The sequence below is a fragment of the Flavobacterium sp. GT3P67 genome (genome assembly GCF_004349155.1).
GTDB lineage: Bacteria > Bacteroidota > Bacteroidia > Flavobacteriales > Flavobacteriaceae > Flavobacterium > Flavobacterium ranwuense.
In genome coordinates, this window is sequence record NZ_SMLF01000004.1 from 119,516 (window position 1) to 142,661 (window position 23,146).

A 23,146-nucleotide genomic window follows, 5' to 3' on the forward strand; every position below is an offset into this window, starting at 1 on the left:
CTTATGAGGTTTTCAGCTAGTTACTTTGAGAATGAATATGCCCATTTTTGGATTCGAAATAGTATTCTTTTTTTTGAATACAAACCCAATGTTGTTATTGATTTAACTGTAGCCCAGCGCATTGTAGCCGATCGAATACAGATACAAAATGAAAAGGCTTATCCTATATTGTGCGATATCAGGGGTATTGTGGATTCTGACAAAGCTGCCAGAGATTATTTGGCTCAATCTGGTTCCGTTTTGACAAAAGCTGTAAGTCTTGTTGGGCATCAAAGTATTTCTCTAATTATAACCTCTTTTTATCTTAAAATTGGTAAACCAAGTGTTCCAACAAAGCTTTTTACTGATGAGTCAGCCGCTTTGGCTTTTTTGGAAGCTTACAAGTAATATTATAAATCACTACTTTTAATAAATCTTTTAACTGGTACCTTATAGTTCCTATATGCAACAAGAAATTAATCAACAGCGTATTCAAAGTATGCATAAAATGCTTCTTGAGATGGGAAGTGGTAATTTTACCAATCGCATCGAACGTACTGAGCAGGATGATGAACTGGAGGCATTGGTAGTGCTTGTTAACATGGTAGCAGAAGAAATGAAAGGATCTGTTTTTCATTGGGGCTTTATTAATCCTCACCATACTTATACCAATCTTGTTCAAACCACTGTTATTCTGGATACCGATTTTATTATCAGAAGTTATAATTCAGCTGTTCCTAGAGTATTAGGTTTTACTGATGAAATGCTCTATAATACTGCTTTCAGCAGTATACTCTCGAAGGAATCTTTACCCATTTGGGATAGTATTAAAGAATCCATAATTCATGATGATAACTATAATGGTACCTTGCAACTCATTTATATTACTCAAGAGCAATTGCTTGTACCTTGCTATTGCACCATTTCACGACTGATACACAGTACCAATATTTTAATCAGTTCGGTTACTACTGTTATTGATGAGACAATAGTGGCTAAAGCATTGGTTTCACCAGAAGATATTAATTTGCTTGGGGGGTTCAGTAGTTATTCTGATGTACAATTGATACAGCATGTCTATGATTATATTTTAAACCATTTGGATTCCCCACTACCTTCTTTAAAAGAACTTTCTCAAATTTTTGGAACCAATGATAATAAATTGAAACAGGGGTTTAAACTTTTATTTAAAACGAGTATTTATCAATTTTATGCTACTGAACGGTTGAAAAGAGCTCATCTTTTGATCCAGCAAACAACAATACCCTTAAAAAGAATTGCAACTATTATGGGATTTAACACTTATCCCAATTTTTCAAGAACCTTTAAAAAACACTTTGATTATGCGCCTAATGCTATTCAGAGGAGGTAGAAGGTTTGAAGTGGAAAGTTAGAGGTGAAAAGTAGGAATTAAATGCAATATCAATGTCAATTCCAACACATAATGTTAACAAGGCGGTGAGAATAGGGAATACGAATTACTCCATTATTTAAAAACTCCCTTTGGAGCAAGTTAAGCTCCCGAATTGATAACACTTATTCCCTTGTTTTTTCGGAATTTTATATCGGATTAAATTTAAAGTTTACCGATATGAAACTGAGTGCCACAATCAAAAGTATTTTTCTCGACAGTATCTGCCTGCTGTATGTTTTATTGTTTGTTTATGCGGCAGTGAGTAAACTGCTGGATTTTGAGAATTTCAGGGTACAGTTGGGGCAATCGCCTTTGATTAGTTCTTTTGCGGGATGGCTTTCGTTGACGGTACCTTTAAGCGAACTGCTGATTGCCTTATTATTACTGATTCATAAAACGAGGATGTACGGTCTTTACTTGAGCTACTTCTTGATGGTTTTGTTTACGACCTACATTTTTATCATTCTCAATTACAGTGCATCTATTCCATGCTCTTGTGGAGGCGTTTTGGAACAGATGGGGTGGCAGGAACATCTCTGGTTTAATGTTTTCTTTATAGCTTTGGCAGTGGTGGGAATTATTCTAATGCAAAGGAAAGCGAAGTTATTAAAAACAATATTCGTCCTTTTTGTAGGTGCTTTTGTTGGAGTTATCAGTTTGGTAGTGCTCTATAAAGTTTCCCATACCATTACCAAGCACCACAATACGTTCATTCGAAATTTTCCAATGGCTTCTCGTAAGATTTCCGAAATGGATTTAAACTACAATAGTTATTATTTTGCAGGTGCAGCTGCCGATAAAGTTTATCTTGGAAACTCTACTGCACCACTTGAGGTGTTGGTTTTAGAAAAGGAGGGTTCAAGAAAAGAGCGTTTTCGTATTTCTTTTGATAGTATTGATTTGCCTTTTCGGGCTGTACAGGTTCGGATACAACCTCCTTATTTTTATGCTTATGACGGCACGGTTTCCTGTTTGTATACGGGTTTGATTGCCAATTGGAAGTGTAATCTTCAATTCCGTGGAGACTTATTCTTCGACCAAGTCATAGCGCTCGATTCCACTCGTTTTGTATTTCGGGAGCAAAAGGCCAACGGGAGTGTTCTGGGCATGCTTGATTTGAAAAACAAGGACGTAATAACTTATAATAGAGATATTTTACAGAAGCAGATAGACGGCATTTTTGATGTGGACGGAAAATTGCTTTTGGACGCGAACCAACAAGAGTTAGTCTATATTTATTCCTATCGTAATCAGTTTACTGGTGCAGACAAGGATTTAAAGATTCGCTATCGCGGTACTACCATTGATACCATTACGCAAGCACAAATCAAAATCGCCAGCGTTAAGAATCGTGGTCAAAAGAAATTAGCAGTGCCCGCTCTTGTGGTCAATAATTCAGCGGCGGTGTATGGTAGTTTGCTCTTTGTCCACTCAGGTATTTCAGGTCGATATGAACCTGAAGAAATGTGGAAAGTGGCGAGCATTGTAGATGTATATAGTCTGGTGGACCGTTCCTATATTAGCAGTATTTATGTGCACAACATGGACCGTAAAAAAATGAGCAGTTTTATCGTAGAAGGCAACCGTCTCTATGCTATGGCAGGAACTAAATTAGCCATATATGAATTGGATTCCTTGATTACTTCAAAATATAAACAAGTGAAAAAAAATCTATCGGCCGATAGCAGGGGAAGATCGAAAACCTGAGATAGAGTAGATCTAATTAATATTTTTTTACTATGAAGTCAAATTTTTTTCGCATCCTACTACCCGTGGTAGTAGTTGCATTTGCCATTTTCGGAGCAGCAAGTACTGACTCCATTACTAAGGAAGGTAGCCTTGTACCAGATGAGCAGGGTTGGTATCATTTGAGTCCTACACAACCTTGTATCGCTTCTACGATGTGTAATGAGCAAGGAACACAAGTGTGTACGGTTAATAATGTACCTGGAGCGCAACAATTATTTCGTAAAACCGCAAATAAGTCTTGTGAAATTACGTTGTACAAGCCACTTACTCCTTAAGAATGTTTAATCTTTAAAAGTAATGCAGTTCTCTAATGGGAACTGCATTTTCATTTAAAGTCTATAGCTATGTAACTAATTTTCTATATAATTGGGAGTCATCCAAGGTTTGTATAGTCCATCTTTTAGATGGTAATCAAACCACTCTTTTATTTTAGTACTCAAGTCTATTTGATTTTGATTTTTTTGTATTACGTGTCTTTCATTCGGGTAAACAAGTAAAATATTTTCTTTTTGTAATCGGCGTAGGGCCATGTGGAATTTGTAACTGTGATTGACATCCACGTGTCGGTCTTCTGCACCCGTCCATAAGAGTAGCGGTATGGATAAGCCTTGTGCCGATAAGATGGGAGAATTACGGTGGTAACGCACTGGATCTTCTAAAAGTGTTTTCCCCATACGCATTTGTCCGTGCTCATATCTTCTGTAATCGGCAGTTTTAAAATCCCACGCGACGTGTAGAAAATCGGCTGCCAAGTCGTTGTAGGATGCTCCGGAAACTGCTGTTTTAAAAGGGTTTTTCTGAGTAACGATGAAGTTGGTTTCATAACCTCCGTAAGAATGTCCAATCAATCCAATACGGTCTTTATCTATGATACCCTTTTCTACAATACTTTGTACAGCTGCATTGATGCACTTTGTGGCCACTTCACCTGTATTGCCTATTTCGTAAAGCATATTGGGTAAAGCTACAAAATAACCTTGTGTGGTAAAATTAGCTACGCTAAACCCTCGTGAATCTAATAATGTTGGATTTTGATACTGATGTAGATCCATAGTTTGTTTTTGATAGACGTGCACAATCATTGGGTATTTTTTTTCGGGATTGTAATTAGCCGGATAAAGCAAAACACCACCTACGTCCTTACCTAAAACATCAAAGGAGAATAATTCCGATTTTCCATAGTAGTACTGGAGGTGTTGCAAATTGCTTTGATGTACTATTTTTTCTATTTTTGATTTTACGTCCAATAGAAGCATTTGTGGAGGAAGATCAAAGTCCTGTTCTGTATAAAGTACCTTGTTGTGGTCTGCAGTTAATAGAATATCACTGATTTGCCTATCTTTAGCTACCACTTTTTTGACTTGTTGCTCCTTTATGTACCTATAAATTCCATTTTGTTGGGTTCCTTCATTCACGGATTTTAAATACAAAGGTTTTGTAAGATCCACCTCAGCGGCCAGCAACCCATCATAAACATAACTTCGGCCTTGAAAGTTAGGCTGAGTTACTAGGCTAAATCGGGTTTGTGTTTCACGACCTTTAGTGATTCTTTCGGTCGAAGTCCCATCCGTCCGTACCTTCCAAATGTCGTAGGTATCGTAAATGAGAACCTCTTTATCCTCCATTGTAAAGCCTGCCACTCTCGAGTTGAGTGCATTAATAGCGTTAGCATCATCCCTTTCGGTTTCCACAAAGTTGATTCCTTTGGTCAGCAAGGTATGTTTCTCTGAAGCAAAATCATACGACCACCAAGCATCATTTTTATAGTACAATAGATATTTGCCATCCGGAGAGGATACGAGGTCGGAAGGTTCTCCTGAAGCTGCTTCAAGTAATAACTTTTTTTCTCCTGTTTCCAAATAGGTAAGGTAATAATCGCGGTCACCATGATACTTGAATTGGGGTTCGTACGCCAGTGGATTGCTTGTGATGGCGTACTTCATTTTTGCATCCAGTTGTACAAAAGGAATATTTAGGTCTGTCATTGGCATTGCTTTTCCATTTGCAGGCCACCAGATGGAGATAATCGGTCGTTTCCTCCAGTCGTTCATGTCTATTTTTCCTGGATAAATGCTCTTGTCAGCCGTATTCCAGACTTGAACCGACGAAGGGTCTGGCATCGCTCGCTCCGCTTTTTCTTCCATTCCAAAAAACACCCGTTGTCCGTCATCTGAAATCAGCAAGGCTGTAGTATAGTTTGCCCCAATAGCGTGCGTAGGTGCGAGAGTAGGATGTTCAGAAAGATAAAGTGTAGCCAACTTTTGCGTTTGTGTATCGTAGGCATATACCGCTCCTCTAGCATTCTTTTCTATCGTGTCCGTATATGGACTCAAGAAGGCCAAGGTGGTTCCCGAGGCGTTCCATTCCAACTGCCGCAGTATAGTTGCATTTTCAAACAAGGTGGTCTTTCTCAATTTTTTATCCAGCTCAATAATAACCACAACAAAGCGGTCTTCTTTTTGCGTGATGCAGGCGACTTTGCTTTGTGTCGGATCCATTTTCCATGCGACAAGATTAGGTATTTCTTGCTCTAGCTTCCCATTTATATCGGTAATCAAAAGGGCTTCCTTGTCTTTGGGCGCACTTTGCAGTACTAAATAACGGTTGTTTTTTGCTATTGCATATTCGGATATCTGCTCCAGTAACATACTACTTTCTTTTGTCAAATCGAAAATAGTAAGGGTATTTCCGGGCTGTTGGTAAATTAATTTAGATTCTACCACAAAGTTTGGTTTGAATCCTTTTACAAAGGCATGAACTTTAAAGGAAGCTGTGTTTTTTACAAAAAGCGTATCAGCGTTGGAGTTATAATGATGGGTATAAGTCATCCAATTTCCCTGCTGGGAAATACCCATTGTAAAGAGTTGGTGCCAACGACCATAATCTTCCGTCAACAACTCTCTTTTTTGCTTCATTTGAGCATGGAGGGACTGGAGACAGGAGAGGGTTACTATTAAGTACAGAAGGTAGTATTTATATCTTTTCATTTTAATAGCCAGTGTTTTGCGGTTTTAAATTGGGATTTAGCAGCAGTTCTGTTTCTGGTAGCGGCAGTATCTTGTCATTCGTATCCCAACCTGGTTTTGTAGGGGTTAGTATTTCATCGAGCAGGTTATTTCTTTTCAAATCAAAAAAACGATGCCCTTCCGAAAAGAGTTCACTTTTTCGCTCTTTGACAATTGCGTTAAGGATTTGCTCCGCGGTTAAGGCTGAACTGTTTCCAAGACCGGCTTTATTTCGTATTTTGTTGAGGTCTTCTAACGCAGTGGTCAGTTCTCCCTGTTGGGCTCTTGCTTCGGCCCGAATCAAATACAACTCTGCAGTTCGAAATACAATAGTATACTCTAACGAGCCCTGCGAATTATTATAGGCTTTATATTTATAGGCATGGTACCACACGGCTGTTCCATTCGTCACTTCCTTTATCCACTGTGCTCTTCTGAGGTCTCCTGCTTCAAAAGAATTTACGAAGGCCACACTTAAGGCCGAAACTGGTGGCGGACCTTGTAGAAACACATGGGTTTCAGCTTCTAAAGTATTACGTCCATCCGTGTCAGGCAATAATTGCCAGATGTTGCCCAAGTTGCCTTTCAAAAAGACAGTTTCTAAGTTATGATCATCCGCATAGAGCGTGGTATTGTTGAGTACTGCAGAGGCACTATTGGCGGCCTCTGCCCATCTGCCACTGTACAAATACAAGCGTGCTAAAAGGGCTTGCACTGTTGCCTTGTTGGGGCGTATGCGCTCCGAACTAATGTAAGCTACACCCAATAGTGCTTCTGATTCGAGCAAATCCGCTTCTGCATTTTCATATACTTGTATCTTACCTATTTTGCCAATCTTGGTGTTGGCTCTATAATCGGTCGTTTTTACATAGGGTATCGCATCAAATAGATTTGTCAAATGAAAATGCAAAAGGGCTCGGATGAAGAGGGCTTCGCCTCGAAGCTGTTCTTTTTGAAAAGAAGTTAGGGATTTGGAGTTTTCAACGCCTTCTAATAGGGCATTGGTAGCATATAGTTGCTGGTAGGTTGTGTTCCACCAGTCTTTAACATCCGTATTAGTGGGCAATACAATATTATTGTAAAAGGAAGCATCGGTCTGCCCACCCGCGCCATAAAATGTCAATTCATCGGTGTATTCGCCTAATTTTACATGCATACCTTTAGGATTCCCCGTCAGCAAGCCGCTGTCTCTAATTTGCGCATAAATAGCGACTAATGCAGCCGTTGCGGTGCTGTTGTTTTCAAAAACTAGTGGAGAGGAAAGCTGGGTGGAAGGAACTTCTACTTGCACGAATTCATCACAAGAGATGGTTGTTAATGTGATTCCAAGCAAAAATATCCCCAGTGTATTTGACCAAATGGAAAACCGACTGTTTTTTTTAGTTCTATTTTTCATAATGAGTAGTATTAGAAATTAAGTTGTATTCCTGCCGTTACAATTTTTAAAGGTGGTAGTGAATTGGTAGTTAAAAATTCAGGATCAGCTCCTTTGTAGTGTGTAAAGGTGAGCAGGTTCTGTCCTTCCATGACTATTTTGCATGCAGCACATCCCAGCCAGTTCTTAGGTAAGTTGTAGCTCAAGGCAATATTTTTTAAGCGAATAAAGGAAGCGTCCGTAACGACACCATCACTACTGTAGTAATTTATTTGAGCGGCAACAGCGCCTGCATCCATGCCGGTTGTAAAACGTTGGTAGGTAGCGATGTCTCCCGGTTTTTGCCAGTGGTTTGAAAGTGCTGCGGCTTGGTTGCCCAGCATTCCGGGAAAGCCAACTGCTGCCGTGTTTAGATTTTGTTGCTTCACAAATTGAAACAAGAAATCCAACTGCCAATTTTTATACCTTATTTGGTTTTGCAAACCCCCATAAAATTTAGGATTAAGGTCTACAATAGCTGTTTTGTCAGCGTCGGCAGTAATTTTACCATCGCCGTTGACATCCTTAAATTGATAGAAGCCCGTTTGGGGGTTGACTCCTTCAAAGTGGTACATTTTACGAATGTTCAGTGGTGCTCCTATAGCAAACTGATTGCGATAGGTTGAGGCTTCTAAATCAGGGAAAGACACTAATTTGTTTTTAAGTACTGTTGCATTAAATTTGGTGCTCCAGCTAAAACTTTTGGACTCTAGGTTTACGGTTCGTAATGTTACTTCTATCCCTGAATTTTGTACGGTAGCATCCAGATTGGCTTGGATGGAAGTAAAACCTGTTGTAGAGGGTAATGGCGTACCTACTAATTGATTCGAAGATCGGTTGCTGAAAGAAGCGAGTGTCAAGAAGATTTTATCTTTCAAAAAGCCCATTTCCAGTGCGACTTCCAATTTTCGGTTGGTTTCCCAAGCAAAATTGGGATTGAATAATCGGGTAGGCACTAAGCCAATAACGCCTTGGTAGTTACCTCCCGTTGCGCTGTAGGTATCTAAAAACTGGTAATTGCCAATCTGGTCACTACCCGTAAACCCGTAACTGGTTCTCAGTTTTCCAAAACTTAGCACACTATTCGTTAAAAAGGATTCTTCGCTAAACAGCCATGCAGCTCCAACGGCTCCAAAAGCGGCAAACTGTTTTCCAGGACCAAATCGACTGGAGCCATCGCGTCTGCCGGTCAAATTGACGATGTATTTCTTTTTCCAATTCAAATTGACACGTCCAAAAAAGGCTTGGTATTTGTAAACCGAATAGTCATCAATATCCACCGCTATATCCGAGGCAGCTGCAAGGTTGTTGATGAGACTGTTACTGGTAAAACCACTCGCGCGTTGCACCAGTTTACGAGCTGTTTGTTGCTGAAACGTACTTCCCAACAGCACATCAAGTTCAAGATCGTCCTGCAAGTTTTGTCTGTAATTAAGTTGAGGTTCGATAATCCAAGATTGGCGTGTGGTATTTCCAATCGAAATCAATGAATATTCAGGACCCACTTCCCAAGCTGGGTCATAGACGGTAGAGGGTTGTGAACTACTTTCTTGGTGTTTTAGATCGGTGAAACCCAAGTTGGATTTGATTTCCATATTGGGAAGCAGTCGATAGGAAAGCATTAAATTAGAAACCAAATCGTAGGTTTTAGCGAGGAATTCTCCTTGTAAATTGCGCAATGGATTATTGAATGTACCGTTTTCCCAATTTAGGTTGCCTTCTTCATCGTACAATACGGGTGCATTGGGAGCCAGCGTTCGAGACTCCACGGTGTAATCCTTTGCCGGTTGGTCGTTATCTTGAAGCGTGTATCCGGCCGCAAAGTTGGTTTTGAAACGTTTGTCCTCCGAAGTATGGTTTAAGTTGACGCGGATATTTCCTTTTTGGTAGTTGAAATCGCCTGGAAATACCGTGGTTTCTTTTCCGTAATTCCCACTGATCAGAAACTGGGTCAATGCGGAACCTCCAGAAATGGAGCTTTGCACATTGGTTATTTGTGCTGTTCCTCCTGTCAATTTCTTTTGCCAGTCGGTATACCGATTGAGATCCCAGGTACCATTCACATCGTAGGCATTGGCAGGATAGATGGTAACCCCATCGTTAGCGAAAGCCTCTCTACGCATCTCAAGATATTGTTCAGCCTTCATCAAGTCGGCAAATCGGGTGACTTGTGCCGTTCCACGGTTTAGGTTGAACGAGAAAGTTGTTTTACCGGCTTTACCTTTTTTGGTTGTCAGCAGCACTACGCCATTGGCGCCTCTTGACCCATAAATAGCCGTGGCGTCGGCATCTTTAAGAATCTCAATACTTTCAATATCTCCAGGGTTGATGTTGTTGAGGGGGCTGGTGGGTAATGGCATAACAGTCGCTGTATAGCCTACACCAATAGGATCAGAAGCATAGGGCACCCCATCGATGATGTAGAGCGGTGCATTTCCGTCGGTTCGTAAACTGTTTTGACCCCGTATTTTAATGTCGAAACCACTTCCTGCAATACCTGAACTTTGCACGATATTCACCCCCGCCATTCTGCCTTGCATGGCGGCCAATACGTTCGTTACAGGTTGCTTTTCAATATCTTTAGCCGTAATTCGGGCAATGCTTCCGGTGCGTTCTTTTTCTTTGACGGAATAATAACCTGCATTGACACGGACTTCTTGTAATGAAGTTATGTCTTCCTGCAATTGTATGTTGATTATTTTACGACCGTTTATGGGAACTATTGCTGTTTTGAATCCTATAAAAGAGACCATCAAAGTATCTGTAGCTGTAGCCGAAAGGATGTATTGGCCGTTGAAGTCGGAGCTAACGGTATTGTTTCTTTTTCCTTTTATGGAAATTGTCACACCAGGTAAAGGGCTTGTGCCATCAGTGATGGTGCCGCTTATTTGGTTTTGTTGCCATTGCAACTGATTTTGTCTCAGTCTGTTGTTTGCTTGAGCAGGGGTGCAGCAGAGGTATAACCCGAGAATAAGCGGATACCAAAGTGCTCCCAAGCCTTTGTTTAATGAAAAATTTTTCATAATATTGGTTTAGTTAAATGAAATGTGAGTTTTGTTTTGCTATGGTCCTCTAGTTTAGCTTGCCGGCGAGTTAGGGGACTTTTTTTGTTTAGTCTCAAGTCGAATGTCTTAAAGTCTTTAGGGATGGTGCTTTTTACTATATCATAGGCGTTTTTTAGTTATGAATTGATGTTGCGGCTAAATAACCTGTATCTCAACCACAAAGCCACATGCACATCGTTGCTATAAAAAGTATAATTATTCCTATTTGTATTTGTCTGTAGTATTTCATGGCATTTTTTTTAGTTATCGGTTAAGGGTTATAAGTTATGTTGCGGCTAAATAACCTGCACCTTTTATTAACAAATTCAAATTAAATTAACTAGGTGTTTTTATTCAAAGGGCCTTTCGGTGCAGGTGTTTTTAGTTTTGAGTCATGGGTTTTGGGTTATTGGTTTAAAGTTGGGCATAGGAATCTTGTGCCGGTTACGAAAAGGGCGTTTTCTTAACCGGGATTTTGTGGTTTAGTGATTGAAACCACTGCTAAGGTTTAGCTTAGGCTGTTTTAGGGATGTGTTTTTATTTTACTCATAGGCATGCGGGTTTTAGCGTGTTAAACTGCTGCGAGACTATGAAAAATGAGGAAGCGGTGCTAAGAATGTAAGCTTAGTATGTGCCAAGAGAATAAAAAAATGGCATGGAACTCAGCTTACTGCCCTTGAGGTACTGGTATACCGTGCAACAATAAGTGAGCCCACGCCATGGGACGTGAGCATCTTACTTATCATCTAGTTGCAAAAATTACCAGTTTTCAAGAGCTAGATTCTAAGCGAATGCTTCAATATTTTATTTGAAGGATCGCAAAAATACAATTCATTTCTGAATAGGAAACAAATATAGATTTTTTTTTTAAATACTGGCATATATCCCAATAATATTTTTACTAATAAAATGGAAATTGCTTGAAAACATATTGAAATGGAATTAAATGCAGATTTGCAAAAATATATAGGAAGAAGAATTTCTGAAATAAGATTAAAGAATAACCAAACTCAACAGGACATTGAATTTTTGACGGGTATTGATTCTGCAGAGGTAAGTAAGTATGAAAGTGGTAAACGAAATTTAACGCTAAAAACTTTAATGAAGTTTGCTAGAGCTTTACAAGTTCATCCTAAAGAGTTGTTTGATTTTGAATTTGATATTAAAAAATACCGAGTTGATGAGTAAACAAAAAATATGAATTTGAAAGATGATTAGGCATCTTTTTCTGTTTTATAGCGATACTGAATACTTGTCAATTCGGGATTAAAGCTTGCCAAAAACGGAGGAATTGATTTGATGCTAAAAGAGTAACTCTCTAAACATATTGTAAGCTTTAAAATGTTAATTTGTAAAACTTCCTAAAGAAGGTAAATATACTACAAATTACAAAAAAGTTATTAGATTTCAGCTTATAATTGAAAAGTGAATTTTTATGAATATAAGCAAGACTGGTAAAACAGCAAAATATCCTTAACTCAATTCAGTCTAACGGTTAAAAAATATTTTGAATAGATCGATTTTATTTCTTCTCGTGAAGGGAATTCTCTCTCTACCTCTACCTCCTTTACTGTGCATTTAAAGTTAAGCTTTTTTGGGATAATTAGATCAATAATGGTGTAAGAATAGCTCACAAGTTGAAATAATTATCAAGTTGAATTACTATATTTTTTATGAGTTTTAGAAATAATATGCCTATTTTACAACCGTAAAAAAATAATTGCAATATCCTTCCTATTTATATTTCTGTACGCCAACACAGAAAAAGGACAATTATTGAAATTAAACAACTTAATAGAACATTTCACAGAACAGACCACGAAGTGAAAAAACTGATACTGTCTCCGCTAGTTCATAATGATCAGGTAATCAAAACCATACAGGAGGGATATTAACTTTTCACTTGTTTTACAAATATGGTAGATAGTGCTTTTGAATATGCTATGAGTGATCCCACACAACTTATGAATACAACAAAAGGAAGAGTGTTCGGCGCGTACAATGCAGTCACTGGGTATTTCCAAAATATCCGAAATTAACAAAGATGATGAAGCCAAACTATCAATTATTTTTCTAATACTTTCCTGTATGCCTTGTGCAGATGCGGAACCAATTGTATCGTACAATAAGGTCACAATCAACAATCAATCAAATCCATTTTATTACTAATTTTCGTGGTCTATAGGAAGTTCGAACCATTACCCAATAAAATTAAAGTATTTTAAAAGTTATTTTTTTTAACCCTAAAAATATTGCATTATAAAAAGAGGCTGTCTCACAATTAGTGAAACAACCTCTTTTTCTGTTTTTAGTTCAGACTCCTTATCGGAGACTATGTCTCGAATATTCAATTCTAAAGGACTTATTTTAGTTTTGAGACAGCTTTTTTTTTTATTTTTTAAATTGCTCAATACCTAATTTCAGCCATTGTTCATATTCAGCAATGTCTGGCATATATCCAGCTGGTTGGTTTAAACTTTTCTCTTTTGTATCCAATATGATATAATACGGCTGAGCGTTTGCTTTATAACGAGTGATTTGGAAATCACTCCATTTATTACCTATTGATTTTATCTTTTTACCAGTTTCTTTTGAAATATACTGTTCATTGATTGGTAATTCTCTTTTATCATCAACATATAGTGAGATCAGAACAACTTCATTATTCAAGATTTGTAAAATGCGAGGATCTGACCATACATAATCTTCCATTTTTCTACAATTCACACAAGCAAATCCTGTAAAATCCAAAAGGATTGGCTTATTTACTGTTTTAGCATAAGCTAATCCTTTTTCATAGTCTGTAAAGGCAACAATGTCGTGTGGACCTTTATGTGCGCCGTCTGGTAATGCTATTGCTGATGTAGATTCTCTGTTGGAACCTCCTACACCATATGGAGATTCGCTATAGGTCATAGGTGGAGGGAAACCACTAATAAGTTTTAAAGGTGCACCCCATAAACCAGGAATAAGATAAATTGTAAATACCAATACCACCAACCCGATAGATAATCGTCCTACCGAAATAGAAGATGAAGGAGAATCATGTGGCAAAGTTATCTTTCCGAATAAGTAGAATGCCAAAGTACCGAATATCGCTATCCAAATGGCTAAAAATATTTCTCTTTCAAACCAGTGCAATTGCAATACTAAATCGGCATTAGACAAGAATTTAAATGCTAAAGCTAATTCTATAAAACCTAAAAATACTTTTACTGTATTTAACCATCCGCCAGATTTTGGTAATGTATTTAACCAACCTGGGAACATGGCAAATAACATAAAGGGTAATGCTAAAGCAAAAGAAAAACCTAACATTCCTACAATTGGTGCGATACCTCCTTTGGAAGCTGCTTCAACCAGTAAAGTTCCTATAATTGGTCCGGTACAAGAAAAGGAAACGATTGCAAGAGCCAATGCCATGAATACGATTCCTAATATTCCACCTTTATCCGCTTGACGGTCTACCTTATTTGTCCAAGAATTAGGTAACATGATTTCGAAAGCACCTAAAAATGATAACGAAAATACAACTAATAATACAAAGAAAATAACATTAAACCATACATTGGTAGATAATGCATTTAGTGCATCGGCACCAAAAATTAAGGTAATTACTGTTCCCAAAAATACATAAATCAAGATAATCGAAATACCATAAATAATCGCATTTTTGATCCCTTTGGCTTTGGTTTTACTTTGTTTTGTAAAGAAACTTACCGTCATGGGAATCATAGGAAATACGCAAGGAGTAAGCAAGGCTGCAAAACCAGATAAGAAAGCGATAAAGAAAATCATATATAAACTCGAATCAGATTCTTTCGATTCTGGTTGTTTTTCTATTGTGGAATTCGCATCAGTTTTAGTAGTTTTCTCATTTACAATATCCGCAGCTTGGATTTCTTTTGCTTCAAGCGTTTTAAGATTAAACTCAAAGTATTTTGTTTCACTAATACAGTTCTCCTTGCATACTTGGTAAGAAAGCTCTACTTGTATTGTTTCTTTTTCGGGATTAGTTTGTTTAATTAGTTGAGTAAAAACAACCTTGTCTGAGAAGAAGATTTCATCGACACCAAAGATTTCATTAAACTCACGTTTGGTTTCACTTTCGGTTGCTTTTCCAATAAGTTCATAATTGTTTTTACTATCATGAAAAAGGAATTCGGCAGGAAGCGGACCATCTTCGGGTGTAAATTGAGAATATACATGCCAACCTGTTTCGATGTTTCCTTTAAAAGTAAGCACATATTCTGAGGTGGATTTCTTCTCGATTATAGGTTCCCATTTCACAGGATTTATAATCTGTGCCTGGGCTTTGACAAAAACAAAGCCCAAGAGCAATAAATAAAAGATTTTCTTCATTTTATAAGTTTAATCAGAACGATTTGTTCTGGTGATAATTTGATTTTATACGTGCCATTTCGCGATAAGCCATAGTAAGTGTTTCGATGGATTTTGCCATCGAAACACTTATTTTTTATGAACTTTAGATTTAAATTAAAATATTGGCGGAGTAATTTATTTGGTCACATTAAAAAAAGTATATTCCAATTTTAAGAAAACACCATCAGATGTGGCACGTTGCATCGAGCTATACAATTCTTTTTTGTATGCAAGGTCAATTCTCGCCTGACTGTTAATGATAAACTGAATCGAAGGAACTACATCCAGATATGATTTTCCGTTTTCGGTTATCGTTTGTCCGGTAAATTCCAACATTGCATTAATGTTGGTTTGTTTAAAACTTGTATATTTTTTTGGATACATTAATTTCCCTACTGAGAACGTATAATTTACTGCGCTGTTACCCAAAAAATCCGGAAAGCTATAATCACTGTTATTAAGTGCCCGCGCGTAACTTACAGAAGAACTTATGGCAACTTTATGGATTAACTGAGTAGCTACCAGACCAGCTTCGTAACCAGAGTTTCCTCCCATTAAGTCTATAGCTTCCTGATTAATAAAAGAGTTATTATAACTGTATCGTCCAAAGGCAGCCATCCTAAAATGACTTTGTAAATCATCTACGGAAAAAAATCGGTATTTAGCATAAAAACCGCCACCTTTAAGTCCCAATCCATTTTCTTGATTACTAAGAAAAGCTGAGGTACGAACCATGATATTTTTATTTATTCCCCAAGTAACTTCTGGCGTTAAATTATACATAGAGCCACTTTCTAGTTGGTTTTTCATAAGCGATTGTCCAACACGAATCCCGATAGAACCCGCCGGAACATTACTAGCGGGTTCGGTTACTACAAATAATTCCTGTGCATCTACTTTGAATGAAACAAGTAATAAGAAAACAATTGATAGATATTTCATTTTATAGGGCTTTTAAATAATAATCATTTTCATTTTCCGTAGCATAACCAGGATATTTAGAATATGATTTAACTAGTTTTTTATACTCTTTTTGGGTTACAAAACCTTTATCCAAAACTCTGAATTTAACTAATGTATCTGCTACTGCGTTTTTGGTATCGAGAAAAGTATAAGTAGCTTCATCAATTTTTACGGTTGCATTATCTTCAATTTTTGGAGTATCAAATTTTACAGTCAAAACCATAGAACCTACGAAAAAACCAGCTTTTTCGACCGCATTTTTCAATACTTTAGGTTCTAATGAACTATCTTTCTTAAAATAAACGGTAAACGTATTGGTGTTTAAATCTGTACCAATACTATCGACTTGAGTTAAGGATTTTAATTGTTTATTTATGGCATTAGAACACATAGAGCAAGTTAATCCTGTTGCCATTATCTCAGCTTTAGTGATTTGAGAATATGATTTTACACCAGTTAATAATACTAAAAGTGTAGCGGCTATGAATTTTATATTTAAGGTTTTCATTTTATTTTTTGTTTTTTTTGATTTGAGCAATTATTTGTGCTTCGGTTGGGTTGATGGCAATCAGTTTTCCTGATGCATTAAAAAGATAGGTTGAGGGCAAGGTATCAACTCCAAAAGTTACGGCCGTTTTGGCATCAAAACCTTTTGGGTCAATTAATTGCTGATGTTTCATTTTATCTTTTTCAATAGCTTTTAACCATTTAGATTTATCGATATCTATTGATATTCCAACAATTTCAAAATTCTGGCTTTTGTATTGGTCATACATTTTAACCAATTTTTTATTAGCCATTCGGCAAGGCGCACACCATGAAGCCCAAAAATCTACCAAAACTGTTTTTCCTTTAAAAGAGTTTAGTTTAACTGTTGAATTTTTATTGTTTTGAAGCTGAATATCTGGAAAACTATCTCCAATTTTTATTTGTGCACTTGCTATGGAAACAGTTGCTATTAGGGAGAATAGTGTGATTATATTTTTTATTTTAAACATAAAATATGATTTTAAATTGATAGATATTGGTATTACTCAACCTTTTTATCGCTTGTTTCTCTGTCGTATTGGCAACATCCGTGCAATTGGTCGTAAACAGCATTTGGGGCATTAAATTTTTCATTGTCATATCCTGCGTTTGCAACGCGCTTTAGTATTGCATCCAGATTGGTTTTCTTTGTATCATAGGTAACTGTAGCGGTTTTGGTGTTCGTGTCCCAATTTACTTTGGCAACTTTATCAATGTTTGCAGCCGTTTCAATAGTTTTTTTGCACATACCACAATTACCATTGATTTTTACGGTTTCAGTTGTTTTGTTTTTTATTTGCGCGGTGGCGAAAGTGACTGATAGCAATAGAGTCATTGCCATCAATAATTTTTTTATTGAGTTCATTGTTTTTATAATTTTGAATGAATTAATCACAAAGCATGACAGAAGCCATAGCATTTACAGCTATGAATAGTATTGGTTGGATTAATATTTAATGATTTTTAAGCCATAAACAGGCTTTGGATTTGACACATTTACAGCCGTCAAAAAAGGAATCTAGCTTATTTTAGGCGGAAGCCAGATAGAACGGAAATCTGAAGAAATAAAGATTTCTGAATAATAGTGATTTTGTTTTCTTTCAGAAAAACTGAAAAGTGAATTGTTTTCTGTTTCGAAATAAGCCAAAGAAGTAAAACTACAATAAGCTGTTGGGCAACCACAAGAATTACTTAAACAACTAGTATCGCAATTGTGTTCTTTCTTATTAGAATCTTTTTTCTTGCAACAGTCTTTTACTGTAGATTCTTTTTTACAACATGACATTTCTTTTTTTGTCCCATGCGCATAAGTAAGCGTTGGTCCCATAAGGAAACCAAGCGTAACAATTAATAGTATGTAGATTTTTTTTGCCATGTTGTCAGCAAAGATATTATTTAATTCGCTGTCTCGGTTGTTAATTTTTTTATAAATATTCTACTATAATTGATTCTTCAATTATGCTTAGTGTCATCTCGCCGAGATAAAAATATTTAATTGTTTGATATTCAGTATTTTTGTTTTCAGGGCTAAAAGATTGTTTTTAATTTACTGAACACTTGTAACATGTAGATTAGTAATTTTTACAAATTAAAAGAAATATAATTGTTGATTATGAAACCAGATAATTGATTTAGTCGATAACGCACCCTAACTGAAGAACTGGAAATTCATCGCTTTCATTCAACCAAGGGAAAAGAATTTGATAAAATTAGCGATGGATTTGAAGAGCCATATATCTTCCATGAGATAATATTAAAAGGTAGTGAATTTAAATTTCTAATTTTAGATTATGATGAGAAAGATAAAAATTTCGATATAATAGTTTTCTTGTAAAACTACAATTTGTATCAACTGGCTCAAATACCAGATTACAATTAGGAATTAATCCATTTATATGATTTAAAATTTTACATAGATGAGATTAATACTCATAACAAAGATTAAAGTAGTTTAGTCTTTATCTATTTGCTTCCCTAATAAAACTTTTAATTGAGAATATAAATCAAAACAAAATAGTAGTGATGAAATTTTTTTAACAAGTCTTTAGCGAGAATTAAGATTATTTCTCTAACTTTGTTCAATATTAGATTTTCGATACAAATGAAAAAGTTTCACATTTTATTAATCGTTGTACTTGGCTTCTTCTTGATGCCAATGGTAACTTTTGCGTGTGGAAAGAATTCAGAAAAACAATCTTGCAAAAAAGAAATCTCTTCTAAAACAGATAAAAAAGATTGTTGCGAAGGTGATAATCATTCGAAGAATAAAAACCACGAGGGTTGCGGAGGAAAATGCAGCCACTCTAAATGTGGTTGTGCTTCTTCTTGCAACACATCCGTTTCTATTAATGAATTGAACTTTAATAGAAATATTTGTAATTTCTTTTCAGAAAAACAAAATTTTTACAATTACGAAACCTCCATTTCTTCTGGTTTCAATTCTTTATGGCTTATACCAAAAATAGGCTAAATTTTAAATTTGATAGCCATAATTGTGTCAAATCAAAAGCAATTATTGCTTTAAAATCATTTACTTTCTCAGTTAATTTCATTTTCAAAAGGGTGGCTTTGTTGTGCTGTCATTTTGTTCTTGTTTAACTAATTCAATTTAAAATTATTTTACAATGAAATCACTAAAAAAAATAGTGATGGCAATAACTCTATTGCTATCATTCACAGTGTCTAATGCGCAAATCAAAAACGCTAAAACTGAAACCGTAAAAATATTCGGGAATTGTGGAATGTGCGAAACCACCATAGAAAAAGCAGGAAGTCTCAAGAAAATTGCGAATGTTGATTGGAATAAAGACACCAAAATGGCTACGCTTACTTATGATGCTAAAAAAACCAATCAAGATGAAATCTTAAAACGTATTGCACTTGCGGGTTATGATAGCGAAAAATTCCTTGCTCCAGATGCTGCATATTCAAAACTTCCGGGATGTTGTCAATACGATCGTGAAGCAAAAGTTGCAGTAAAAACGGAAACAAAATCCGAAGAAACTAAAATGGAAATGAACGACCATTCTACAATGACTGAAAACCAAGGAACAGACCAACTAAAACCAGTTTTCGATAATTATTTTTCATTGAAAGATGCCTTGGTAAAAACAGATAGTAAAATGGCTTCTGCAAAGTCAAAAGATTTATTAACCGCAATCACTGTCGTAAAAATGGAAACATTGAAAATGGATGTACATATGACTTGGATGAAAGTTTATAAAGATTTAACTGCTGATGCAAAAAATATTTCTGAAACACAGGATATCAAAAAGCAAAGAGAACTTTTCAAATCATTATCTAAAAATACGTATGAGTTGATAAAAGTTTCAAAATTTACTGAACCGGTTTATTATCAATATTGCCCGATGCAAGATGCCAATTGGTTAAGTAAAGAAAATACAGTTAAAAATCCTTACTACGGATCACAAATGTTGAGTTGTGGTAAAACAGTTGAAACAATAAAATAATAAAATTAAAACTTTAAAAAATGAAGAATATATCTTTTACCGCATCAATAATTGGAGCAATTCTTTTATCATCTTGTAATAAAGATGATAATATGGATATGACAAATGCAGCATTAAACGTTAATTATCCAGCAGCGTATGTTATCAATGGTGAAGATGCAACAATTTCAGTAATCAAATTATCAACTAATGAAGTTACAGGAACTATTCCATTGATGGGAACCGGTACAGATATGATAATGTGGCCACACCATATTTCTTCACATTCAAATCATCTTGCAATTGGAGTTCCGGGAATGGATTTAAGCGCAGGACACGCAGTGACAGGAACTATGTCGGGTAAACTTGTTGTTATTGATGCAACAACTGGTTCAATTGTTAAAAACATGGGTTTACCTGTAATGAACCACAATACTATTTATTCTCCAAATGGTACAGAAATTTGGGTGCCTCAAATGGATATGAACGGAAAAATATTGGTGTATGACGCTACAACTTATGCGTTGAAAAATACAATTACTGTAGGTATGATGCCTGCAGAATTAACTTTCTCTTCGGACGGGACAAAAGCCTATGTTGCTAATGGCGATGATGATAACGTTTCAGTAATCAATGTAGCATCAAAATCAGTTATTGCAACGGTTACAGTAGGAGATAATCCTGTCGGAGCTTGGACTGGTAGCGATGGTAAAATGTATGTTGATAATGAAGACGGACAATCTATTTCTGTTATCAATGTGGCTACAAATGCCGTTGACCAAACCATTGTTTTAGGTTTTATGCCCGGAATTGCTTCACACAACGGAACAAAAAGCGAGTTATGGGTTTCAGACCCAATGGCTGGAAAAGTACATTACTGGACTTGGGATAATGCAATGATGATGTGGATGCACGGTGGCGCTTTTAATACGGGTGCTGGTGCTCACGCAATTTCGTTCACTACCGACGGAAGCACTGCTTATGTGACCAATCAAACAGCAAATACAGTTTCTGTTGTAAATGTTACCAATCATACCGTTACTAAAACAATCAATGTTGGTAAAAAACCAAATGGGGTTGTAATAAAAATGTAAACTATTAATTTCTAAAATATCAAATGTGAATTTGATAAACGATTAAAATGGCTTGCAATTGATCAGTGTTAATATTATAAACAATTAATTAAAACTGTAAAAAATGAAAAATCTAATTATCGTACTAAGTGTATTCTTAGCAGTTAGCACAGTAGCATCAGCTCAAGGAGCTACAAAATCTTCGCAAAAGGAAGCTCAAAAAACAACTTATACTTGCCCAATGCATCCAGAAGAAGTGAGTTTAATAGAAGGAAAATGTAGCAAATGTGGAATGACAATGGTAAAAACCACTGAAAAAATAGATACTCACGCTTCAAAAGGCAGTCAACCTAAAACTAAAATTGTAACAAAATATGTTTGTCTAATGGACGGCTCAACTTCTGATACCGAAGGGAAATGTTCTAAATGTGGAACTAGGATGGTAAAAATTACCGAAAAGATAGATACTCACGCTACAAAAGGCAGTCAACCTAAAACTAAAATTGTAACAAAATATGTTTGTCCAATGGACGGCTCAACTTCTGATACCGAAGGGAAATGTTCTAAATGTGGAACTGGAATGGTAAAAATTACCGAAATGATAGATACTCACGCTACAAAAGGCAATCAACCTAAAACTAAAATTGTAACAAAATATGTTTGTCCAATGGATGGCTCAACTTCTGACAAACCGGGGGAATGTCCTAAATGTGGAATGGAAATGACTAAAACGGAGGGTAAGAAAAAATAATCCAGTCGTTAAATTTCCTTTTAGTTTAATTCAATGCACATGATACCAATAATAAGGATGCAATGATTTTAATGACCCTATAAAATGAAAAAATTAATTTCTATATAAAAATGGGTTTTCAAAAAAATATTCATCAAAAAATGTTGCAAATACCAACAATATCAATTAAAAAAAAATAATAAAATGAAAAATCTAATCCTTTCAGCCATAGCGATGGCATTTGTACTAGTTTCTTGTAATCAAAAAAATAAAGAAGCTGCAACAACTAATTCGGAAACAACAGAGAGTACCTCGCAATTATACGCGTGTCCAATGCACCCAGAGGTTACAGGAAAAAAAGGTGAAAAATGTTCAAAATGTGGAATGGAATTAACCGAACCAGTTGTACAAAATGAAGCAGCTCATGATCATACTGATGGTAGTCATAGTCATAATGATACAACAACAGTTGAAGTTAATACTGAAGCTACATCGGTTACCCAAACAACATTTTCAACAAGCGAAATAATCTCTGGTTATTTAAAACTAAAAAACGCACTCACAAAAGACGATACAAAAGGAGCAGCCAATGCGGGTAAAGCATTATATGCAACTTTCAATAAAGTCAATACCAATGCAATAGATCCAAAATTAAAAACAGAATATATTGATATTGCTGATGATGCTAAAGAACACGCAGAACACATTGGTGATAATGGTGGGAAAATTGACCACCAAAGAGAACATTTTGCGATGTTGAGTAAAGATGTGAATGATTTGATAAAAATATTTGGAGCAAAACAAAAACTATATCAAGATTTTTGTCCTATGTATAATGAAGGAAAAGGGGCTATATGGATAAGTGAAAGCAAAGAAATGAAAAATCCTTACTACGGTTCGAAAATGCTTACTTGTGGCTCTATGAAAAAACAATTATAAAATGAAAAAAATCATCAAGAAAATACTCATAATCGGGTTTGTTATTTTTTTGTTGATGCAGTTATATCAACCTGCTCGTAATGAAAGTTATGAGCAGGAATTAACTGCAAATTTCACAAAAATGTACGATGTTCCTAAAAATGTTGAAACTATTTTACGGACATCTTGCTACGATTGTCACAGTAACAATACTAATTATCCATTATATTCTTACATTCAGCCAGCACGGTTTTTTATGGAGGAACACATTAAAGATGGTAAGAAGGATTTGAACTTTAATGAGTTTGGAAAGTACTCCAAGCGAAAACAAGAAAACAAATTAGAAGCTATAATCAAACAAATAAAATCTGATGAAATGCCCTTAGCGTCCTACACGCTACTTCATAAAAATGCAATAGTAACACCTGCTCAAAAAGAGGAGGTAATCAATTGGATAAATAAAACAAAAGATAGTCTTTCATTAGAAAACTAAACAT

At 36.0% G+C, this 23,146-nt stretch carries 20 protein-coding genes; 11 read left to right on the top strand and 9 right to left on the bottom strand.

The features are described from left to right. Positions 1 to 3 precede the first annotated feature (3 nt). The 4 genes from E0H99_RS08640 (at position 4) to E0H99_RS08655 (ending at position 3,417) form a co-directional block, all read left to right on the top strand. Complete coding sequence (locus E0H99_RS08640) at positions 4 to 387, top strand: hypothetical protein (protein ID WP_072944060.1); 384 nt, start codon at positions 4 to 6, stop codon at positions 385 to 387. 55 nt (positions 388 to 442) lie between these two features. Continuing rightward, a complete protein-coding gene (locus tag E0H99_RS08645; RefSeq protein WP_131993894.1) occupies positions 443 to 1,351 on the top strand; it encodes a helix-turn-helix domain-containing protein in 909 nt (302 codons plus the stop codon). Positions 1,352 to 1,570: 219 nt separating this feature from the next. After that, entirely contained in the window at positions 1,571 to 3,100 is a 1,530-nt protein-coding gene (locus E0H99_RS08650) for a MauE/DoxX family redox-associated membrane protein (protein WP_165930282.1), read from the top strand. A 32-nt stretch (positions 3,101 to 3,132) separates the two neighbouring features. Then, on the top strand, positions 3,133 to 3,417 hold the full coding sequence (locus E0H99_RS08655) for a DUF6520 family protein (RefSeq protein WP_131993900.1): 285 nt from the start codon (positions 3,133 to 3,135) through the stop codon (positions 3,415 to 3,417). 75 nt (positions 3,418 to 3,492) lie between these two features. Here the strand turns inward: E0H99_RS08655 and E0H99_RS08660 are convergent, their stop codons facing one another. From E0H99_RS08660 to E0H99_RS08670, 3 genes are all read right to left on the bottom strand, one after another. Further along, complete coding sequence (locus E0H99_RS08660) at positions 3,493 to 6,057, bottom strand: alpha/beta hydrolase family protein (RefSeq protein ID WP_165930283.1); 2,565 nt, start codon at positions 6,055 to 6,057, stop codon at positions 3,493 to 3,495. Between the two features lie 73 nt (positions 6,058 to 6,130). Then, positions 6,131 to 7,543, bottom strand: a complete 1,413-nt coding sequence (locus E0H99_RS08665) for a RagB/SusD family nutrient uptake outer membrane protein (RefSeq protein ID WP_131993906.1) — start codon at positions 7,541 to 7,543, stop codon at positions 6,131 to 6,133. Positions 7,544 to 7,554: 11 nt separating this feature from the next. Next, positions 7,555 to 10,584: a SusC/RagA family TonB-linked outer membrane protein gene (locus E0H99_RS08670; protein WP_131993908.1), complete on the bottom strand. Its 3,030-nt coding sequence runs from the start codon at positions 10,582 to 10,584 to the stop codon at positions 7,555 to 7,557. A gap of 957 nt (positions 10,585 to 11,541) precedes the next feature. Between E0H99_RS08670 and E0H99_RS08675 the strand changes: the two genes are divergently transcribed. Beyond that, complete coding sequence (locus E0H99_RS08675) at positions 11,542 to 11,793, top strand: helix-turn-helix domain-containing protein (RefSeq protein ID WP_131993911.1); 252 nt, start codon at positions 11,542 to 11,544, stop codon at positions 11,791 to 11,793. A gap of 1,203 nt (positions 11,794 to 12,996) precedes the next feature. On the opposite strand, the gene E0H99_RS08685 is transcribed toward E0H99_RS08675, so the two are convergent. From E0H99_RS08685 to E0H99_RS08710, 6 genes are all read right to left on the bottom strand, one after another. Beyond that, a complete protein-coding gene (locus E0H99_RS08685; RefSeq protein WP_131993914.1) occupies positions 12,997 to 14,967 on the bottom strand; it encodes a protein-disulfide reductase DsbD family protein in 1,971 nt (656 codons plus the stop codon). Positions 14,968 to 15,123: 156 nt separating this feature from the next. Continuing rightward, entirely contained in the window at positions 15,124 to 15,930 is an 807-nt protein-coding gene (locus E0H99_RS08690; RefSeq protein ID WP_131993917.1) for a hypothetical protein, read from the bottom strand. A gap of 1 nt (position 15,931) precedes the next feature. After that, on the bottom strand, positions 15,932 to 16,459 hold the full coding sequence (locus E0H99_RS08695) for a heavy-metal-associated domain-containing protein (RefSeq protein ID WP_240723466.1): 528 nt from the start codon (positions 16,457 to 16,459) through the stop codon (positions 15,932 to 15,934). A gap of 1 nt (position 16,460) precedes the next feature. Further along, positions 16,461 to 16,949, bottom strand: a complete 489-nt coding sequence (locus E0H99_RS08700) for a TlpA family protein disulfide reductase (protein ID WP_131993923.1) — start codon at positions 16,947 to 16,949, stop codon at positions 16,461 to 16,463. A gap of 32 nt (positions 16,950 to 16,981) precedes the next feature. After that, positions 16,982 to 17,344: a heavy-metal-associated domain-containing protein gene (locus E0H99_RS08705; protein WP_131993927.1), complete on the bottom strand. Its 363-nt coding sequence runs from the start codon at positions 17,342 to 17,344 to the stop codon at positions 16,982 to 16,984. 153 nt (positions 17,345 to 17,497) lie between these two features. Further along, positions 17,498 to 17,854 carry a hypothetical protein gene (locus tag E0H99_RS08710; protein ID WP_131993930.1) on the bottom strand — a complete coding sequence of 119 codons (357 nt, stop codon included), beginning with the start codon at positions 17,852 to 17,854 and terminating at the stop codon, positions 17,498 to 17,500. Positions 17,855 to 18,580: 726 nt separating this feature from the next. On the opposite strand from E0H99_RS08710, the gene E0H99_RS08715 reads away from it, so the two are divergent. The 6 genes from E0H99_RS08715 to E0H99_RS08740 all read left to right on the top strand — a co-directional run bounded on the left by E0H99_RS08715 (position 18,581) and on the right by E0H99_RS08740 (position 23,142). Next, positions 18,581 to 18,949 (top strand): hypothetical protein, encoded by a 369-nt coding sequence (locus E0H99_RS08715; protein WP_131993933.1) that lies wholly within the window; start codon positions 18,581 to 18,583, stop codon positions 18,947 to 18,949. 154 nt (positions 18,950 to 19,103) lie between these two features. Further along, complete coding sequence (locus tag E0H99_RS08720) at positions 19,104 to 19,949, top strand: DUF3347 domain-containing protein (protein ID WP_131993936.1); 846 nt, start codon at positions 19,104 to 19,106, stop codon at positions 19,947 to 19,949. 20 nt (positions 19,950 to 19,969) lie between these two features. Further along, a complete protein-coding gene (locus E0H99_RS08725; RefSeq protein ID WP_131993939.1) occupies positions 19,970 to 21,022 on the top strand; it encodes a hypothetical protein in 1,053 nt (350 codons plus the stop codon). A gap of 103 nt (positions 21,023 to 21,125) precedes the next feature. Continuing rightward, positions 21,126 to 21,752 (top strand): heavy metal-binding domain-containing protein, encoded by a 627-nt coding sequence (locus E0H99_RS08730; protein ID WP_131993942.1) that lies wholly within the window; start codon positions 21,126 to 21,128, stop codon positions 21,750 to 21,752. A 183-nt stretch (positions 21,753 to 21,935) separates the two neighbouring features. Next, complete coding sequence (locus E0H99_RS08735) at positions 21,936 to 22,670, top strand: DUF3347 domain-containing protein (protein ID WP_131993945.1); 735 nt, start codon at positions 21,936 to 21,938, stop codon at positions 22,668 to 22,670. A 1-nt stretch (position 22,671) separates the two neighbouring features. Further along, positions 22,672 to 23,142: a heme-binding domain-containing protein gene (locus E0H99_RS08740; protein WP_086452985.1), complete on the top strand. Its 471-nt coding sequence runs from the start codon at positions 22,672 to 22,674 to the stop codon at positions 23,140 to 23,142. Positions 23,143 to 23,146 lie beyond the last annotated feature (4 nt).

Excerpts from the sequence above, each read along its gene's own strand:
- E0H99_RS08740 (WP_086452985.1), top strand. The coding sequence starts at position 22,672 with ATGAAAAAAATCATCAAGAAAATACTCATAATCGGGTTTGTTATTTTT.
- E0H99_RS08640 (WP_072944060.1), top strand. The coding sequence starts at position 4 with ATGAGGTTTTCAGCTAGTTACTTTGAGAATGAATATGCCCATTTTTGG.
- E0H99_RS08720 (WP_131993936.1), top strand. The coding sequence starts at position 19,104 with ATGAAATCACTAAAAAAAATAGTGATGGCAATAACTCTATTGCTATCA.
- E0H99_RS08695 (WP_240723466.1), bottom strand. The coding sequence starts at position 16,459 with ATGAAAACCTTAAATATAAAATTCATAGCCGCTACACTTTTAGTATTA.
- E0H99_RS08735 (WP_131993945.1), top strand. The coding sequence starts at position 21,936 with ATGAAAAATCTAATCCTTTCAGCCATAGCGATGGCATTTGTACTAGTT.
- E0H99_RS08645 (WP_131993894.1), top strand. The coding sequence starts at position 443 with ATGCAACAAGAAATTAATCAACAGCGTATTCAAAGTATGCATAAAATG.
- E0H99_RS08730 (WP_131993942.1), top strand. The coding sequence starts at position 21,126 with ATGAAAAATCTAATTATCGTACTAAGTGTATTCTTAGCAGTTAGCACA.
- E0H99_RS08670 (WP_131993908.1), bottom strand. The coding sequence starts at position 10,584 with ATGAAAAATTTTTCATTAAACAAAGGCTTGGGAGCACTTTGGTATCCG.
- E0H99_RS08655 (WP_131993900.1), top strand. The coding sequence starts at position 3,133 with ATGAAGTCAAATTTTTTTCGCATCCTACTACCCGTGGTAGTAGTTGCA.
- E0H99_RS08705 (WP_131993927.1), bottom strand. The coding sequence starts at position 17,344 with ATGAACTCAATAAAAAAATTATTGATGGCAATGACTCTATTGCTATCA.
- E0H99_RS08685 (WP_131993914.1), bottom strand. The coding sequence starts at position 14,967 with ATGAAGAAAATCTTTTATTTATTGCTCTTGGGCTTTGTTTTTGTCAAA.
- E0H99_RS08710 (WP_131993930.1), bottom strand. The coding sequence starts at position 17,854 with ATGGCAAAAAAAATCTACATACTATTAATTGTTACGCTTGGTTTCCTT.
- E0H99_RS08660 (WP_165930283.1), bottom strand. The coding sequence starts at position 6,057 with ATGAAGCAAAAAAGAGAGTTGTTGACGGAAGATTATGGTCGTTGGCAC.
- E0H99_RS08715 (WP_131993933.1), top strand. The coding sequence starts at position 18,581 with ATGAAAAAGTTTCACATTTTATTAATCGTTGTACTTGGCTTCTTCTTG.
- E0H99_RS08665 (WP_131993906.1), bottom strand. The coding sequence starts at position 7,543 with ATGAAAAATAGAACTAAAAAAAACAGTCGGTTTTCCATTTGGTCAAAT.
- E0H99_RS08725 (WP_131993939.1), top strand. The coding sequence starts at position 19,970 with ATGAAGAATATATCTTTTACCGCATCAATAATTGGAGCAATTCTTTTA.
- E0H99_RS08650 (WP_165930282.1), top strand. The coding sequence starts at position 1,571 with ATGAAACTGAGTGCCACAATCAAAAGTATTTTTCTCGACAGTATCTGC.
- E0H99_RS08675 (WP_131993911.1), top strand. The coding sequence starts at position 11,542 with ATGGAATTAAATGCAGATTTGCAAAAATATATAGGAAGAAGAATTTCT.
- E0H99_RS08690 (WP_131993917.1), bottom strand. The coding sequence starts at position 15,930 with ATGAAATATCTATCAATTGTTTTCTTATTACTTGTTTCATTCAAAGTA.
- E0H99_RS08700 (WP_131993923.1), bottom strand. The coding sequence starts at position 16,949 with ATGTTTAAAATAAAAAATATAATCACACTATTCTCCCTAATAGCAACT.